Here is a 16052-nt window from a genome sequence, read left to right as displayed (position 1 = left end):
GTCGCGCTTTTTTTATGCCCGTGCGTCCCAAAAGATCGCAGCCTGCAGCAGCTCCTACGAAAATCACCGGTGGCGCCCCACCACTCAACAGGCCGAGCGTTAGCTCGCCTGCAGCTTTTGATCTGGATCCACCCGCCCCTTCGGAAGGCCGAGCGCAGGTGTTCATCAGGGGGTTGGCGCGCAGCGCCGTACGGCGCAGCCGGACACATCGAGAGGAGGTCGTCGCGAAGCAGACCGGAGGCGATGCCCCCTGATGGACACCGGAGTGAGGGAACTCGGAGCTTTAGCGACGAGCCGTACGCTTGGGGCGAAGACTTTTGCTTACTTTTCATCGTTTGGAAAAGCGAGGCGCCGTAAGGGCGAAACCCTAAGTGGCCGTTACCGCAGCAATGGATATATACACCTGCAAAAGACGGGGCGACTGTCAGGCCGCCATCGCGAGCAGGCTCGCTCCCACAGTTTTGATTGGTGTACATCCTCAACAATGGGTACAGCACAAAATCGCAGGCAAAAAAAAGGGCGACCGAAGTCGCCCAAAATGCCTTGCGTGCTCGTGCTTCCAGAAAGACCTAAGACTTTTTACGCTTATGTGCGTCTTTCCAGATAAAGAATCCAAAACCGGCAAAAAACAGAACCATGAGGCCGACAGTCAGCACTCCGGCGATCACCACATTATCGAAAAACATGACTGGCCTCCTGCACTTGCCCTGTTGCGATGGGGCTAAGTTAACCAATCAGGCACGAGAGAAAATTGACCGGGATCAATGCCGCCCAAGACAGAACGCAAAGGAAGGGAAATAACTGACCTGCATCAACAAATACAGGGGGGGATCAACGCTTTTTCGGTTTGTTTTTCGGCTTTTTCTTCGTTTCGCCCAAAGGCATAGCCTGCTCGAAAGCCTGACGCACTTCGTTCAGGCGCTTTTCATTAAGGTCATGCACGCGCTTGGCACGCTCGGTGTTGAGGTCGATCAGCTTGTCGTCTTGGCTCATGGCGTGGCTTACATCTTCGTAGTCAATACAGGCGCAGCACAGCGACCACCGTCGCCCTGCCCCGCTCAAGGTTTGCCAATGATGCGGCCAATGGCCGGCGCTGACCAGCCGCCAGCCACATCAGAGCGCAACAAAAAGTGTGCAAGCGTCAGACCTCGATATCGACCCACAACCCCTGACGCGGCTGATCGTCCATCAACGGGACCACCGGCACCGTATTGTCGGCGTTCAACTCGTCACCCGGCACGGCCAGGTGCTCCTCAGGATCATCTTCGGCTTCGCGACGACGCCTGTCGCGTTCCTGCTGACGCCGCTGCTCTTCGCGCAACAACAGCGCCGACTCTTCGCCATGACGCTTGTGCATGTCGATCGTGCTTTCACTGGAGCTCGCCTCCACCGGCACCACCGGCGGAATATCCGGCCGCTGGCGAATCGGATCCTGCTGGGAAGTGATCGGCACGGCACTCAAGGGGAGCATCGGTGGCAGCATGGTATTAGTCTCCTGACGGCAGGCTGTCGGCTGCTGAGGCCGCGACTTGAACCACTGGTCGCAAACTGCAGCCCAACACACACGTAGAAGCTGCCGCAGGCTGCGATCTTTTGATCTTCAAAGCCTGAAAAGATCGCAGCCTTCGGCAGCGCCTACGCGAGTAACCCTTTGGCCTCGTGACCTGCATCCGTTAATATAGTCGGCTTTTTCAAGGCGGGAGTCAGGCAGCATGGCGCAGCAGTATCAACCGGGGCAACGCTGGATTAGTGACAGCGAAGCCGAGCTAGGTTTAGGCACCGTTCTGGCACAGGACGGTCGCTTGCTGACCGTGCTCTATCCGGCCACTGGCGACACTCGCCAGTACGCGCTACGGAATGCGCCCCTCACTCGTGTGAGGTTTTCGCCGGGTGACATGATCACTCACTTCGAAGGCTGGAAAATGACCGTGCGCGAAGTCGATGACGTCGACGGCTTGCTGATCTATCACGGGCTCAACGCACAGAACGAAGTGGTAACCCTGCCTGAGACCCAGCTGTCGAACTTCATCCAGTTCCGTCTGGCCAGCGACCGTTTGTTCGCCGGGCAGATCGACCCACTGGCCTGGTTCTCCCTGCGTTACCACACCCTGGAACACACCAGCCGCCAGTTGCAATCCTCGCTCTGGGGCCTGGGTGGCGTGCGTGCGCAGCCCATCGCCCACCAATTGCACATCGCCCGTGAAGTCGCTGACCGTATCGCACCGCGGGTCCTGCTGGCGGACGAAGTCGGTCTGGGTAAAACCATCGAAGCCGGTCTGGTGATCCATCGCCAGCTGCTCTCGGGTCGCGCCAACCGCGTGCTGATCCTGGTGCCGGAAAACCTCCAGCACCAGTGGCTGGTGGAGATGCGCCGTCGTTTCAACCTGCAAGTCGCGCTGTTCGACGAAGAACGTTTCATCGAAAGCGATGCCAGCAACCCGTTCGAAGACACTCAGCTCGCGCTGGTGGCTCTGGAATGGCTGGTGGACGACGAGAAGGCCCAGGACGCGCTGTTCGCTGCCGACTGGGACCTGCTGGTGGTCGACGAAGCTCACCACCTGGTGTGGCACGAAGATCAGGTCAGCCCTGAGTACTCGCTGGTCGAGCAACTCGCCGAAACCATTCCTGGTGTACTGCTGCTGACCGCGACCCCAGAGCAACTGGGTCAGGACAGCCACTTCGCGCGCCTGCGCCTGCTCGATCCAAACCGTTTCCATGACCTGAAAGCCTTCCGCGCCGAGAGCGAAAACTATCGCCCGGTAGCCGAAGCCGTTCAGGAACTGATGGACCAGGGGCGTTTGTCCCCGGCCGCGCACAAAACCATCCAGGGTTTCCTCGGTGACGAAGGCGAAGCGCTGCTGACCGCCGTCAACGAGGGTGACGCTGAAGCCAGCGCCCGTCTGGTGCGCGAACTGCTGGATCGCCACGGCACTGGCCGCGTGCTGTTCCGTAATACCCGCGCTGCGGTGCAAGGTTTCCCGGAACGCAAACTGCACCCGTACCCGCTGCCGTGCCCGGACGAATACCTGGAATTGCCGCTGGGCGAACACGCCGAGCTGTACCCGGAAGTCAGTTTCCAGGCTCAACCGGATATCGATGAAGAACAACGCTGGTGGCGCTTCGACCCACGGGTCGAGTGGCTGATCGACCAGTTGAAAATGCTCAAGCGCACCAAAGTGCTGGTGATCTGTGCCCACGCCGAAACCGCGATGGACCTGGAAGACGCCCTGCGCGTACGTTCCGGTATCCCTGCCACGGTGTTCCATGAAGGCATGAACATCCTTGAGCGTGACCGTGCGGCCGCCTACTTCGCGGACGAAGAGTTCGGCGCCCAGGTGCTGATCTGTTCGGAAATCGGCAGTGAAGGTCGCAACTTCCAGTTCTCCCACCACCTGGTGCTGTTCGACCTGCCATCGCACCCTGACCTGCTGGAGCAGCGGATCGGGCGTCTCGACCGGATCGGTCAGAAGCACGTCATCGAACTGCACGTGCCGTACCTGGAAACCAGTCCGCAAGAGCGTCTGTTCCAGTGGTACCACGAAGCGCTGAATGCGTTCCTCAACACCTGCCCGACCGGCAACGCCTTGCAGCATCAGTTCGGCCCACGCCTGCTGCCGCTGCTGGAAAACGCCGATGACGGCGAGTGGCAAGCGCTGATCGACGAAGCCCGTACCACCCGTGAAAACCTCGAAGCCGAGTTGCACAGCGGCCGTGACCGCCTGCTGGAACTCAACTCCGGCGGCGCTGGCGAAGGTGACGAGCTGGTTGAGGCGATCCTTGAGCAAGACGATCAGTTCGCCCTGCCGATCTACATGGAAACCCTGTTCGACGCGTTCGGCATCGACAGCGAAGACCATTCGGAAAACGCGCTGATCCTCAAGCCGAGCGAAAAAATGCTCGACGCCAGCTTCCCGTTGGGCGACGACGAAGGCGTGACCATCACCTACGACCGCAACCAGGCGCTGTCTCGCGAAGACATGCAATTCATCACCTGGGAGCACCCGATGGTTCAGGGTGGTATGGACCTGGTCCTGTCTGGCTCGATGGGCAACACCGCCGTCGCGCTGATCAAGAACAAGGCACTCAAGCCTGGCACCGTGTTGCTGGAACTGCTCTATGTCAGCGAAGTGGTTGCTCCGCGCTCGCTGCAACTGGGCCGTTACCTGCCGCCGGCCGCCCTGCGCTGCTTGCTCGACGCCAACGGCAACGACCTGTCGGGCCGCGTCTCGTTCGAGACCCTCAACGACCAGCTCGAAAGCGTGCCACGTGCCAGCGCCAACAAGTTTGTCCAGGCCCAGCGTGATCAACTGACCCCGCGCATCAATGCCGGTGAAGAGAAGATCACCCCGCGCCACGCCGAACGTGTAGCCGAAGCGCAACGCCGTCTGGCGGCCGATACCGAAGAAGAACTGGCGCGCCTGACCGCCCTGCAAGCAGTCAACCCAACGGTGCGCGACAGCGAACTGGTTGCCCTGCGTCAACAGCGCGAGCAAGGTCTGGCCATGCTCGACAAAGCGGCACTGCGACTGGAAGCGATCCGGGTGCTGGTGGCGGGTTAAGCCCTCCTCTTTACCCCGTTAAAAACAGAAGGCCCGCAGCGATGCGGGCCTTTTTTATACTTGATTGTTGTGTTGTTGCTGATGACCTCATCACGAGCAATCGAGCGTCGACCGGCTGCTCCCACATTTGATCTCGGGTGTTCACTCTTTGTATGTGGGAGCGAGCTTGCTCGCGATGGCAATCAGGCAGTCGCCACTGCAATCCCGGGCTCAACCACCGCCACCAACCCTTCCTTCATCCACTTGGCATCACGGACAAAACACCGCGAAGCCAGGAACAGAAACACCATGGTGAAAAACAGCGCCACCGGAATCAGGTACATCGCGCCATGCAGCCCTACCGCCTTGAATGCCTCGCTCATTTGCTCGGCACCGGCCGCCAGCATCGCGGTATGGGCGAAGTGATCGGACAAACCGCCCACCACCACCGGCCCAAGACCGCCCCCCAGTAGATACAAACCGGCAAAAAACAACGCCATCGCCGTGGCGCGCAAGCGCGGTTCGACCACGTCCTGAATGGCCGTGTAAACGCAGGTATAAAAGTTGTAGGCAAACAACCAACCGACACTGAACACCGCCACGAACACCCCGATTTCAATCCGTCCGGCGTGCAGTGCCCACGCCGTGCACAGGGTCGAGATGATCAGACTGAACGCGGCAAACAGCAGTCGACCGTTGGCCACGCGCTGGTGAATCTTGTCGGCCACCCAACCGCCCAGCGTCAGACCGAACAACCCGGTCACACCGACGATCATTCCGGTCGCCACTGCAGCTTGCTGCAACGGCATCTGAAAGTAGCGTTGCAGCATCGGCACCAGAAACGAGTTACACGCATAGGTGGCGAAGTTGAAGCACAGCCCTGCCATCACCAGCCAGAGGAAGGTCGGAATCGCCAGCACCCGGCGAATCGGCCGATCCACTCGCTCCTGGGACACTTGCACGGTTTCCGCCGCGCCGCGCTTGGGTTCTTTGATGAAAAACATGAAGATCGCCAGAATCAAACCTGGTATCGCCGCGATGAAGAACGGCGCACGCCAGCTGTCGAACGCCTTGACCATCGCGCCGATGGTGAAGAACGCCAGCAACAGGCCCAGCGGCAACCCCAACATGAAGATGCCCATGGCCCGCGCCCGACGGTGCGCCGGGAACAAATCACCGATCAGCGAATTGGCGGCCGGCGCATAACTGGCCTCACCAATGCCGATCCCCATGCGCACGATCAAAAAACTCCAGAAACTCCCCACCAGACCGTTGACCGCCGTCAGCCCGCTCCATACCGCCAGCCCCCAGCCCATCAGTTTGCTGCGCGAACCGGTGTCGGCCATTCGCCCTAGCGGCAGACCGGCAACGGCATAAACGAGGGTGAACGCAGTCCCGATAATTCCCAGTTGAAAATCGCTGAGGTGCCATTCCATGCGGATCGGCTCGATGATGATCGCCGGGATCGTGCGGTCGAAAAAGTTGAACAGGTTGGCCAGGAACAGCAGGAACAGAATGCGCCAGGCATTCGCCGCTTGGGTCGAGTTCTGCATGGGTCCGTCTCTTTTATTGTTATGAGGGCTTCATTGCCGACGGCATTCGGGCCCGGAACCTGCAATCTAGTCAGCGCCATGGCCGCTGTCTGTCATTATTCGCAAGGCTGATACCCGCCCATCGCGGCCAGACCTGGCAGCCTTTGTGGCGATGCTACCCCCTCAACCCTTTGAGTCTGGCTCGCGGTATAGATGGATGAGTGTCGCGGGATCTTTTTCCAGATAGCCCTTAGCACCATGCAGGCGCATCAACTGGGCGGCCAGTCCACTGATCGGCGTCGCCGAGCCTTGCTCGCGGGAAAACTTCACCGCGCCGTCCAGGTCCTTGAGCAGCGTTCGAACATGCCACTTCACCGGTTCGAAACGGCTCTCGGCCATTTGCGGGGCGAGCATCTGCAAGGGTTTCGAGTCGGCAAACCCGCCGCTCAACGCCTCGGCCAGCAGGCTCGCATCCACGCCCGAACGTTCGGCTAGCGCCACCACTTCAGCGATCACCAACGCATTGCAGGCAACAATCATCTGGTTACAGGCCTTGGTTACCTGCCCCGCGCCGACCGCGCCCATGTGCGTGACCCGTTGCCCGAGACACAACAATACCGGACGCACTCGCTCAACCTCCGCCGATGTACCGCCGACCATGATCGCCAGGCTGGCGGCCTCGGCCCCCGCCACACCACCGGATACCGGCGCATCCAGCCAGCCCATGCCGGTACGGCTGGCCAGTTCAGCAGCCATTTCCCGCGTCGCCGTGGGTTCCAGGCTGGAAAAATCCACCAGCAACTGACCGGCTTTCGCACCGGACGCAACGCCGCTAGCGCCGAACACCACTTCGCGCACCACCTCGGTATTGGCCAGGCACAACATCACCAGCTCGGCGTGCTGACACAGCTCGGCAGGTGTGGCCACTTGTCGCGCCCCGGCCTCGACCAAGGGCGTGCACTTGTCGGGGTTGCGGTTCCAGACGGTCAGTGGATAGCCCGCAGTCAACAAACGCCGACACATCGGCAAACCCATCAAGCCAATACCGGCAAACGCCAGGGAAGGTAACGCGGCCATCAATTTGCCTCCGTTCGATTAAAGATCGCCAAATATTGGCCGATTCATCATGACTAAGGAAAGGATTCCCCCTAGCGACACTCAGGTAAAGCCCTATCGCAGGGGACAAAATCGCGCTGTAAAGTCGCGAGTTCTTTATTCGTGATGGCTTGATGACATCTCGCCGCCGAACCAACCCGTCCAGGTATATGGCGCACAATGACTTCTAAAAATAATCCTGCCCCAGCGGTATCCGAACTGACGCTCACCGCCGCCACGGATAAACCCTCAGCCCCGAAGCCATTGACCAGCTCACGCCCGCTTGCGACTCAGCAGTACCTGTATTTCACCGAGACCAATACCGATCGTATCCTCGACAACCTCGATGGCCTGCGCGATCTGGTGTTCCCAAAGCCACCGCACCTGGAAGACACCCACGAACTGCATCAGCAGGAGTTCCCCTCGGTGTGCCTGATCGGTCTGGGTCGCTGCGGTTCAAACATTGCGCTGGACGTCGCAGAGCTGGTGTACAACGCCCGCAAGTTCTACCTCAACGAGTTCAACAACGAAGACAAGCCCTATGCTGAAAAGGGCTACAGCCCTGCGCAATGGATTCGTAACAACCTGAAACTGGGTGCCGGCAAGGTCACCAAACCGGTGTTCCTGGTCGAGCCGCTGGTGATGCTCGGCGACCTGGACAAAGACATCGCCGGACGTATCCGCTTCTCACGCAAGGGCGAAAAAAGCGGCTTCCTGCGCGACTACAGCAAAATGAAGATCATGGACCTCTCGGAAGTCCACGCCGGTGGCGCCGGTAACGCGCCGATCCTCGGCCAGTACCTGGCGAAGATCATCCTGAACAAGGACACCCAGCGTTTCTCCAGCCCCGACTGGAAGATGATCCACTCGTACCTGATCGACAGCTGCGGCATCAAGGCCAACCAGTCGCGCCTGTATTTCTCGATCTTCAGCGCCGGCGGCGGTACCGGTTCGGGCATGGCCTCGGAGTTCGGCCTGGCCCAGCAGCACTCGTACATGAACAAGACGTTCGACACCAAACCGGTGGACGAGCACGACAGCAAGAGCGGCCACTCCTTTGTTTTCGAGCCGATCTTCACCAGCGGCATTTGCGTACTGCCGAACATTTCCGATCACCGCAGCGAAATGTCTGAAGCACTGCACATCAACGCCGGTCGCCTGCTGTGCAAGTACCTGTCGGAAGAATGGGATTTCTCGTACAACTTCGCCAACGAAGACAGCAGCGAAGCCAGCGTCATGGGCCGCATCCGTCCATGGAACGCGATGATGCTGATCTCCAACGACATCATGCGTTACGCCGAAGAGAACGATGACGGCAATATCCAGAACATTGATGTCAATGCCATGGAAAAGCACGCCAACCAGTACATCTCGCAGCAGATCTTCAACATTCTGACGGCCCAGGCGGTCACCACCGACTACGACCAGAACTACTTCCGTCGGGCGGGCATCGACATCGGCGAAACCATTCGCCTGGACGCCAACGATCTGTTCATGAGTCTGGCCGGGCCAGTGGCGATTGCCTACGCAGAGTCGGTGGTACCAGAACAACCGGCACCGAGCAGTGACAAGTTCAAGGTGTTCGACAAAGAACCGCAACGCCTGAACATCGACGACCTGTTCTTCCGCTCCATCGACCTGCCGCACTTCAACAAAGTGACCCAGGCCATCGAAGGCATCAGCCTGTTGCCGATCGAGTCCAAGCGGTATCGCGCGTCGCTGGAGCAATACAAGAATTCGGGTTACGACGCTGCGGCCCTGCATGACCTGCACTTCTTCAAGAACTGCTCGTCGGTGGTGTCGATCGTGTCGTTGCCCAAGGATTACAAGCTGTCCTACATGGACCTGAACCGGTTGAAGACCCACCTCAACAGCCTGTTCCCCAATACCACGCTCAAGCGTTATGCACTGGTGATCGGCGCCTCGGCCAACCTTTCGCTGACCACTCTGATCGCCAAGAGCCCGTGCCTGTCGGACGATTTCCTGACCTTGATCGTGGCCTTCATCAAACGCTGCTTTGCGCGCAACCCGTACCGCTTCGACGAAACGCTGGACAACTCGATCCTCGACTTCATCATTCATGAAGACTTCGACGAGGCCAAAATCGACGAGCTGCTCAACGAGTTCGAAAACCCGGCGAAGATCCTCGACACCAACTGGTACGCGATCAAGCCGATGTACGAGAAGAAGTACCGCGAGCTGATCAACGACAAAGACAAGTTTGTCTCGATCAACGACATCCGCCTGTCGCGCGATTGCGTGAAAAAGGCCATCAAGTACCTGCGCGAGATCTACCGTCACCGCATCGGCAAGACCAAGGTTATCTCGCTGAATAACCATACCGGCAAGACGGCCTGACCGCGTCACGGCCAATCGCGAGCAAGCTCGCTCCCACATTGATCGATGTCGAACACAAACTCTGTGAACGCCACTGAATCCTGTGGGAGCGAGCTTGCTCCGGGCGGCGTTCCGACGATGGCGTCCTCACATCCAGCAAATATCCAACATCCAGAAACAATTAAGCAGCCGTTCGGCTGCTCTCTCAACTGTTCCCGTTACGTTTACGTAACCTTCCCCCCTACCGCCTGTGGCGTTTCTCTACGGCATCGTGCCATCACGCTACTCGGCTACACACTTTTGCCCGAGCCCCATCAGCACCAAATCGGTGCGACCTTCAGGCCTGTGCCCTTTCCTGAATCAGAATCCATGGCGAAACCACCACCGCCCAGAGCGGCGGGTCGCGCTCGACCAAATCCAGCGCCCGCGTCGCAGACACCTTGGCAACCTTCTCGGCAGCCAGCCAGGCAGCCACTTTCTCGCCCTGATCCTCGGCCACGGCTTCAGCCGCTTCGATCAAATCCAGATCGGCTTCGACCCACAATAGGGCACCCTTGGCGAAGAACGGTTCGAGTTCCTTCCAGGTAATAGATGCGGTTTCACCAAGCAGCTTGGCATAGAGGGTGCTAGGTTCTTGAGTCATGGGCCCTGTCCGGAAAAGAAATCGGCGCAATCATAACGTCGGTGCTCTGGCAGAAAAACCCGGATGCAATAGAGTCATTGATCGAGAACTGCAGGAAAGCCAAGGATAGCCGCTGAATCAGGCACTACCAGCCAAAATCACGCCGCAATTCTGTCTTTTTCTTTCAATAATGCGACACCTTCAGGTTTTGCCCCTGAGCGCCAGCTTTCCAAGCGAACAATCGGCGCTCTACACTGTACCGGTACAGTTGCCGGGGGCATTTCCGGAGGATATCCAGGATATCAATCCGGTTCTGTGGCCCAGGCCGCCAGGACTATAAAAATTACAACAGTAAGAGTGGAGCACTATGAATAAGGCTACTAAGCAGATTTCCAAACTGTTTGCCGCTATGGTTCTGGCCGGAGTCGCCAGCCATTCGTTCGCAGCTGACACCATCAAGATCGGCATCGCCGGCCCTAAAACCGGTCCAGTGACCCAGTACGGTGACATGCAGTTCACCGGCGCTAAAATGGCCATCGAGCAGATCAACGCCAAGGGCGGTGTCGACGGCAAGATGCTCGAAGCCAAGGAATACGATGACGCCTGCGACCCTAAACAGGCCGTTGCCGTCGCCAACAAAGTGGTCAACGACGGCGTCAAGTTCGTGGTCGGTCACCTCTGCTCCAGCTCCACTCAGCCAGCGTCCGACATCTACGAAGACGAAGGCGTGATCATGATCACCCCAGCAGCCACCAGCCCGGACATCACTAACCGTGGCTACAAAATGGTGTTCCGCACCATCGGCCTGGACAGCGCCCAGGGCCCTGCCGCCGGTAACTACATTGCCGATCACGTCAAACCGAAAATCGTTGCTGTGCTGCACGACAAACAGCAATACGGCGAAGGCATCGCCACCGCCGTGAAGAAAACCCTCGAAGGCAAAGGTGTCAAGGTTGCCGTGTTCGAAGGCCTGAACGCCGGCGACAAGGACTTCTCCTCGATCATCCAGAAACTCAAGCAAGCCAACGTCGACTTCGTCTACTACGGCGGCTACCACCCGGAACTGGGCCTGATCCTGCGTCAATCCAAGGAAAAAGGCCTGAACGCCAAGTTCATGGGGCCGGAAGGCGTCGGCAACGACTCCATCTCGCAGATCGCCCAGGACGCTTCCGAAGGCCTGCTGGTGACCTTGCCGAAGTCTTTCGACCAGGATCCGGCCAACAAGGCACTGGTTGACGCGTTCGCCGCCAAGAAGCAGGACCCGAGCGGTCCGTTCGTGTTCCCGGCCTACTCGGCAGTCGAAGTGATCGCTGAAGGTATCAAGGCAGCGAAGAGCGAAGACACCGCCAAAGTGGCCGCCGCTATTCGCGCCGGCACCTTCAAGACCCCGACCGGCGACCTGTCGTTCGACTCGAAGGGCGACCTGAAGAACTTCAAGTTCGTGGTCTACCAGTGGCACTTTGGCAAACCTAAAACCGAAGTTACACCTCAGTAAGGCGCTGCCAGACTGACTGCCAATAAAGCCCACGGCGTGCCGTGGGCTTTGTTTTACGAACGTATTGGGCCGTGCCTCCGTGATCCGGAAGCCTCCCCACCTGAAAATCTCAAAACCGTCATCAGCGGTTCGCTGGCAAACCTCACGTTCGAAGTGGATGCAGATCCACGGGGCCTGAGCGGGAAAATGACTCCACCAGTGAAATGCGTATCAGGTTTTTAGGAGCGCTGTAATGCCTGAGATCTATCACTTTTTCCAACAGCTGGTTAATGGTCTGACCATTGGCAGCACGTATGCCCTGATCGCCATCGGCTATACGATGGTTTACGGCATCATTGGAATGATTAACTTCGCCCATGGCGAGGTCTACATGATCGGTTCCTACGTGGCCTTCATCGTCCTTGCCGGACTGGCCATGCTGGGTATCCATTCCCTACCGCTGTTGATGACCGCCGCATTCCTGGCGACCATCGTTGTCACCAGTGCCTACGGCTACAGTATCGAACGGATCGCCTACCGCCCTCTGCGGGGCAGTAACCGACTGATCCCGCTGATCTCGGCCATCGGCATGTCGATTTTCCTGCAAAACACCGTACTGCTCTCGCAGGACTCCAAGGACAAATCGATCCCCAACCTGATTCCGGGCAGCTTCAGCTTCGGTCCGGGCGGCGCACAGGAAGTGCTGATCTCCTACATGCAGATCCTGGTGTTCGTCGTGACCCTGGTGGTGATGCTCTGCCTCACCCAGTTCATCTCGCGTTCACGTCTGGGTCGTGCCTGCCGGGCCTGTGCCGAAGACATCAAGATGGCCAACCTGCTGGGCATCAACACCAACAACATCATCGCCCTGACTTTCGTCATCGGTGCCGCCCTGGCGGCCGTGGCGGCTGTGCTGCTGAGCATGCAGTATGGCGTGATCAACCCGAACGCCGGATTCCTGGTGGGCCTCAAGGCCTTTACCGCAGCGGTTCTGGGCGGCATCGGCAGCATTCCGGGCGCCATGCTCGGTGGTCTGGTGCTGGGGGTGGCCGAAGCATTCGGCGCCGATATATTCGGTGACCAGTACAAGGACGTGGTGGCTTTCGGCCTTCTGGTTCTGGTGTTGTTATTCCGGCCAACCGGCCTGTTGGGCCGTCCGGAGGTTGAGAAAGTATGATCAGGAATCTTAAACAGGCGCTCTTCAGCGCGCTATTGGTCTGGGCTGTGGCGTACCCGGTACTCGGTCTGAAACTGTCCATCGCCGGCATCAACCTTGAAGTGCAGGGTGCCAGTACCTCCACGCTGATCATCATCACCGCCTGCTCGGTACTGATGTTCCTGCGGGTGCTGTTCGACCGCCAATACACGGCCGCCATGCGCTCCGTGCCCAGAGGTAAATTGATCCCGGCCGGCGCGAGCTACTTCCTGACCCTGCCCAGCACCCAGCGCTGGGTCATCATGGGATTGATCGTCGTCGCTCTGGTCTGGCCATTCTTTGGCTCGCGCGGTGCAGTGGATATCGCCACGCTGATTCTGATCTATGTGCTGCTCGGCCTGGGCCTGAACATCGTGGTCGGTCTGGCGGGTCTGCTCGACCTGGGCTACGTCGGTTTCTACGCGGTGGGCGCCTACAGCTATGCGCTGCTGTCGCACTACTACGGCCTGAGCTTCTGGATCTGTTTGCCAATCGCCGGGATGATGTCTGCGACCTTCGGCTTCCTGCTCGGTTTCCCGGTGCTGCGTCTGCGCGGTGACTATCTGGCGATCGTGACCCTGGGCTTCGGCGAGATCATCCGTCTGTTCCTGCGTAACCTGACCGGCCTCACGGGCGGACCGAACGGCATCAGCAACATTCCCAAACCGTCGCTGTTCGGCCTGAGCTTCGAAAGAACGGCTGCCGAAGGCATGCAGACCTTTCACGAGTTCTTCGGCCTGACGTACAACCCGATCAGCAAGGTGGTTTTCCTCTACCTGGTTGCACTGTTGCTGGCGCTGTTCGCACTGTTCGTGATCAACCGCCTGTTGCGCATGCCGATCGGCCGTGCCTGGGAAGCGCTGCGTGAAGACGAAATCGCCTGCCGTGCGCTGGGCCTGAACCCGACCGTGATCAAGCTGTCGGCCTTCACCCTGGGTGCCTGTTTCGCCGGTTTCGCCGGTAGCTTCTTCGCCGCACGTCAGGGTCTGGTAACACCGGAGTCGTTCACCTTCATCGAGTCAGCCACCATCCTTGCCATCGTGGTATTGGGCGGCATGGGCTCGCAATTGGGCGTGGTCCTCGCGGCTGTCGTGATGATCCTGTTGCCCGAGCTGATGCGTGACTTCAGCGAATACCGCATGTTGATGTTCGGCGCCTTGATGGTGCTGATGATGATCTGGCGTCCACAAGGTCTGCTGCCCATGCAACGTCCTCACATGGAGCTGCGTAAATGAGCAGAGAGATCCTGAAAGTAGATGGCCTGAGCATGCGCTTCGGCGGCTTGCTGGCGGTCAATAACGTTGCCCTGAGCGTGAAAGAGAAACAGGTGGTCTCGATGATCGGCCCTAACGGCGCCGGCAAGACCACCGTGTTCAACTGCCTGACCGGTTTCTACAAACCCACCGCCGGCACCATCCAGCTCAACGGTGAAGCGATCGAAGGCCTGCCTGGTCACAAGATCGCCGGTAAAGGCGTAGTGCGGACTTTCCAGAACGTGCGGTTGTTCAAGGAAATGACCGCCGTGGAAAACCTGCTGATCGCTCAGCACCGGCACCTGAATACCAACTTCCTGGCCGGTCTGTTCAAGACGCCGGCGTTTCGCCGCAGCGAACGCGAGGCCATGGATTACGCCGAGTTTTGGCTCGACAAGGTCAACCTCAAAGAGTTCGCCAACCGTCCGGCTGGCACCCTGGCCTATGGTCAGCAGCGCCGCCTGGAAATCGCCCGCTGCATGATGACCCGTCCAAGCATCCTCATGCTCGACGAACCGGCCGCCGGCCTCAACCCACGGGAAACCGACGACCTCAAGGCCCTGATCGGCACCCTGCGTGAAGAGCATAACGTCACCGTGCTGCTGATCGAACACGACATGAAACTGGTCATGAGCATCTCCGACCACATTTTCGTGATCAACCAGGGCACGCCTCTGGCCAATGGCACGCCGGAACAGATCCGCGACAATCCTGAAGTGATCAAAGCCTACCTGGGGGAAGCGTAAATGCTGCAGTTCGAAAACGTTTCCACCTTCTACGGCAAGATCCAGGCCCTGCACAGCGTCAACGTCGAAGTCCGTCAGGGCGAGATCGTCACGCTGATCGGTGCCAACGGCGCCGGCAAGTCCACCCTGTTGATGACCCTGTGCGGTTCGCCGCAAGCCCATAGCGGCAGCATTCGCTACATGGGCGAGGAACTGGTCGGCCAGGAGTCCGCGCAAATCATGCGTAAAAGCATCGCCGTGGTCCCGGAAGGTCGTCGGGTATTTGCCCGTCTGACCGTGGAAGAAAACCTCGCCATGGGCGGGTTCTTCACCGACAAGGGCGATTATCAGGAGCAGATGGATAAGGTCCTGGGACTGTTCCCACGCTTGAAAGAACGCTTCGCCCAGCGCGGCGGCACCATGTCGGGCGGCGAGCAGCAAATGCTCGCCATCGGCCGGGCGCTGATGAGCAAACCCAAGCTGCTGCTGCTCGACGAGCCGTCGCTGGGTCTGGCGCCGATCATCATCCAGCAGATCTTCGACATCATCGAACAGCTGCGCAAGGATGGTGTGACGGTGTTCCTGGTCGAGCAGAACGCCAACCAGGCGTTGAAAATCGCCGACCGCGCCTATGTGCTGGAAAACGGCCGGGTAGTGATGCAAGGCACCGGTGAAGCCCTGCTGAACGACCCTAAAGTGCGCGACGCGTATCTGGGCGGTTAAGTACTGCTGCAACCGTGAAAAACGGCCTATGTGGGAGCGAGCTTGCTCGCGATGGCGGACTGTCAGGCAACGTCAATGTTGACTGTCAGGCCCTCATCGCGAGCAAGCTCGCTCCCACATTTTTTTGTGTGAACCCATTATTTTTTGCCGCGCTGTAACGAACCCGGATGACCTTGCTCTACTAGGGTAAGCAAGCGCAAACGCTTCCTTGACCAAGCCCACTACTGGAGAAACATCATGACTGCTACCACTCGCACCCTGTCCGCCGCCGCCCTCGCCCTGGCGCTTGGTTCTGCCCTGAGCATCGCCGCTCTGCCGACCACCGCCCATGCCGCAGCCACTGACATGGAACAATGCTTTGGCGTCGCCATGAAAGGCAAGAACGATTGCGCCGCAGGCGCTGGCACCACCTGTGCTGGCACCTCAAAAGTCGACTACGAGAGCAACCACTTCAAGCTGGTGCCTAAAGGCACTTGCGTGAAGACTCCCAGCCCGACCTCACCGACCGGCTTCGGTCAACTGGCCGCCTACAAAGCCAAGTCGTAACCCCTCCTCTGC

14 protein-coding genes are annotated in these 16052 nt (G+C 59.1%); 8 read left to right on the top strand and 6 right to left on the bottom strand.

The window, feature by feature from the left end; translation table 11 throughout:
- Window positions 1–569: 569 nt before the first annotated feature.
- From ccoM to AC1RPZ_RS19330, 3 genes are all read right to left on the bottom strand, one after another.
- Complete coding sequence (gene ccoM, locus AC1RPZ_RS19340) at window positions 570–686, bottom strand: cytochrome c oxidase subunit CcoM (RefSeq protein ID WP_493138532.1); 117 nt, start codon at window positions 684–686, stop codon at window positions 570–572.
- Window positions 687–831: 145 nt separating this feature from the next.
- Window positions 832–993 carry a hypothetical protein gene (locus AC1RPZ_RS19335; RefSeq protein WP_493138531.1) on the bottom strand — a complete coding sequence of 54 codons (162 nt, stop codon included), beginning with the start codon at window positions 991–993 and terminating at the stop codon, window positions 832–834.
- Window positions 994–1141: 148 nt separating this feature from the next.
- On the bottom strand, window positions 1142–1483 hold the full coding sequence (locus AC1RPZ_RS19330) for an aspartate-semialdehyde dehydrogenase (RefSeq protein WP_493138530.1): 342 nt from the start codon (window positions 1481–1483) through the stop codon (window positions 1142–1144).
- 229 nt (window positions 1484–1712) lie between these two features.
- Between AC1RPZ_RS19330 and rapA the strand changes: the two genes are divergently transcribed.
- Window positions 1713–4559: an RNA polymerase-associated protein RapA gene (gene rapA / locus AC1RPZ_RS19325; protein ID WP_493138529.1), complete on the top strand. Its 2847-nt coding sequence runs from the start codon at window positions 1713–1715 to the stop codon at window positions 4557–4559.
- Between the two features lie 182 nt (window positions 4560–4741).
- Here the strand turns inward: rapA and AC1RPZ_RS19320 are convergent, their stop codons facing one another.
- Entirely contained in the window at window positions 4742–6091 is a 1350-nt protein-coding gene (locus AC1RPZ_RS19320; RefSeq protein ID WP_493138528.1) for a spinster family MFS transporter, read from the bottom strand.
- A gap of 162 nt (window positions 6092–6253) precedes the next feature.
- Complete coding sequence (locus AC1RPZ_RS19315) at window positions 6254–7150, bottom strand: NAD(P)-dependent oxidoreductase (RefSeq protein WP_493138527.1); 897 nt, start codon at window positions 7148–7150, stop codon at window positions 6254–6256.
- 195 nt (window positions 7151–7345) lie between these two features.
- Here AC1RPZ_RS19315 and AC1RPZ_RS19310 point away from each other — a divergent pair, with 195 nt between their 5' ends.
- On the top strand, window positions 7346–9523 hold the full coding sequence (locus tag AC1RPZ_RS19310; protein WP_493138526.1) for a hypothetical protein: 2178 nt from the start codon (window positions 7346–7348) through the stop codon (window positions 9521–9523).
- Between the two features lie 316 nt (window positions 9524–9839).
- On the opposite strand, the gene AC1RPZ_RS19305 is transcribed toward AC1RPZ_RS19310, so the two are convergent.
- Window positions 9840–10145, bottom strand: coding sequence for a DUF2288 domain-containing protein (locus AC1RPZ_RS19305; protein ID WP_493138525.1), 306 nt, complete (start codon window positions 10143–10145; stop codon window positions 9840–9842).
- Between the two features lie 346 nt (window positions 10146–10491).
- Here AC1RPZ_RS19305 and AC1RPZ_RS19300 point away from each other — a divergent pair, with 346 nt between their 5' ends.
- The 6 genes from AC1RPZ_RS19300 (at window position 10492) to AC1RPZ_RS19275 (ending at window position 16040) form a co-directional block, all read left to right on the top strand.
- Window positions 10492–11619, top strand: a complete 1128-nt coding sequence (locus AC1RPZ_RS19300) for a branched-chain amino acid ABC transporter substrate-binding protein (RefSeq protein WP_493138524.1) — start codon at window positions 10492–10494, stop codon at window positions 11617–11619.
- 232 nt (window positions 11620–11851) lie between these two features.
- A complete protein-coding gene (livH, locus tag AC1RPZ_RS19295; protein WP_493063386.1) occupies window positions 11852–12775 on the top strand; it encodes a high-affinity branched-chain amino acid ABC transporter permease LivH in 924 nt (307 codons plus the stop codon).
- Window positions 12772–14028, top strand: a complete 1257-nt coding sequence (locus AC1RPZ_RS19290; RefSeq protein WP_493138523.1) for a high-affinity branched-chain amino acid ABC transporter permease LivM — start codon at window positions 12772–12774, stop codon at window positions 14026–14028. The genes livH and AC1RPZ_RS19290 overlap by 4 nt, the downstream gene beginning before the upstream one ends.
- Window positions 14025–14792 (top strand): high-affinity branched-chain amino acid ABC transporter ATP-binding protein LivG, encoded by a 768-nt coding sequence (livG, locus tag AC1RPZ_RS19285; protein ID WP_493138522.1) that lies wholly within the window; start codon window positions 14025–14027, stop codon window positions 14790–14792. The genes AC1RPZ_RS19290 and livG overlap by 4 nt, the downstream gene beginning before the upstream one ends.
- A complete protein-coding gene (locus AC1RPZ_RS19280) occupies window positions 14793–15494 on the top strand; it encodes an ABC transporter ATP-binding protein (RefSeq protein WP_401118723.1) in 702 nt (233 codons plus the stop codon).
- 237 nt (window positions 15495–15731) lie between these two features.
- On the top strand, window positions 15732–16040 hold the full coding sequence (locus AC1RPZ_RS19275) for a BufA1 family periplasmic bufferin-type metallophore (RefSeq protein WP_493138521.1): 309 nt from the start codon (window positions 15732–15734) through the stop codon (window positions 16038–16040).
- The last annotated feature ends 12 nt before the right edge of the window (window positions 16041–16052 follow it).

The sequence above is a fragment of the Pseudomonas sp. GW822-FHT02D10 genome (assembly GCF_058802345.1).
This window is presented reverse-complemented; position numbering and strand designations above follow the sequence as displayed.

Excerpts from the sequence above, each read along its gene's own strand:
- ccoM (WP_493138532.1), bottom strand. The coding sequence starts at position 686 with ATGTTTTTCGATAATGTGGTGATCGCCGGAGTGCTGACTGTCGGCCTC.
- AC1RPZ_RS19335 (WP_493138531.1), bottom strand. The coding sequence starts at position 993 with ATGAGCCAAGACGACAAGCTGATCGACCTCAACACCGAGCGTGCCAAG.
- AC1RPZ_RS19330 (WP_493138530.1), bottom strand. The coding sequence starts at position 1,483 with ATGCTGCCACCGATGCTCCCCTTGAGTGCCGTGCCGATCACTTCCCAG.
- rapA (WP_493138529.1), top strand. The coding sequence starts at position 1,713 with ATGGCGCAGCAGTATCAACCGGGGCAACGCTGGATTAGTGACAGCGAA.
- AC1RPZ_RS19320 (WP_493138528.1), bottom strand. The coding sequence starts at position 6,091 with ATGCAGAACTCGACCCAAGCGGCGAATGCCTGGCGCATTCTGTTCCTG.
- AC1RPZ_RS19310 (WP_493138526.1), top strand. The coding sequence starts at position 7,346 with ATGACTTCTAAAAATAATCCTGCCCCAGCGGTATCCGAACTGACGCTC.
- AC1RPZ_RS19305 (WP_493138525.1), bottom strand. The coding sequence starts at position 10,145 with ATGACTCAAGAACCTAGCACCCTCTATGCCAAGCTGCTTGGTGAAACC.
- AC1RPZ_RS19300 (WP_493138524.1), top strand. The coding sequence starts at position 10,492 with ATGAATAAGGCTACTAAGCAGATTTCCAAACTGTTTGCCGCTATGGTT.
- livH (WP_493063386.1), top strand. The coding sequence starts at position 11,852 with ATGCCTGAGATCTATCACTTTTTCCAACAGCTGGTTAATGGTCTGACC.
- AC1RPZ_RS19290 (WP_493138523.1), top strand. The coding sequence starts at position 12,772 with ATGATCAGGAATCTTAAACAGGCGCTCTTCAGCGCGCTATTGGTCTGG.
- livG (WP_493138522.1), top strand. The coding sequence starts at position 14,025 with ATGAGCAGAGAGATCCTGAAAGTAGATGGCCTGAGCATGCGCTTCGGC.
- AC1RPZ_RS19280 (WP_401118723.1), top strand. The coding sequence starts at position 14,793 with ATGCTGCAGTTCGAAAACGTTTCCACCTTCTACGGCAAGATCCAGGCC.
- AC1RPZ_RS19275 (WP_493138521.1), top strand. The coding sequence starts at position 15,732 with ATGACTGCTACCACTCGCACCCTGTCCGCCGCCGCCCTCGCCCTGGCG.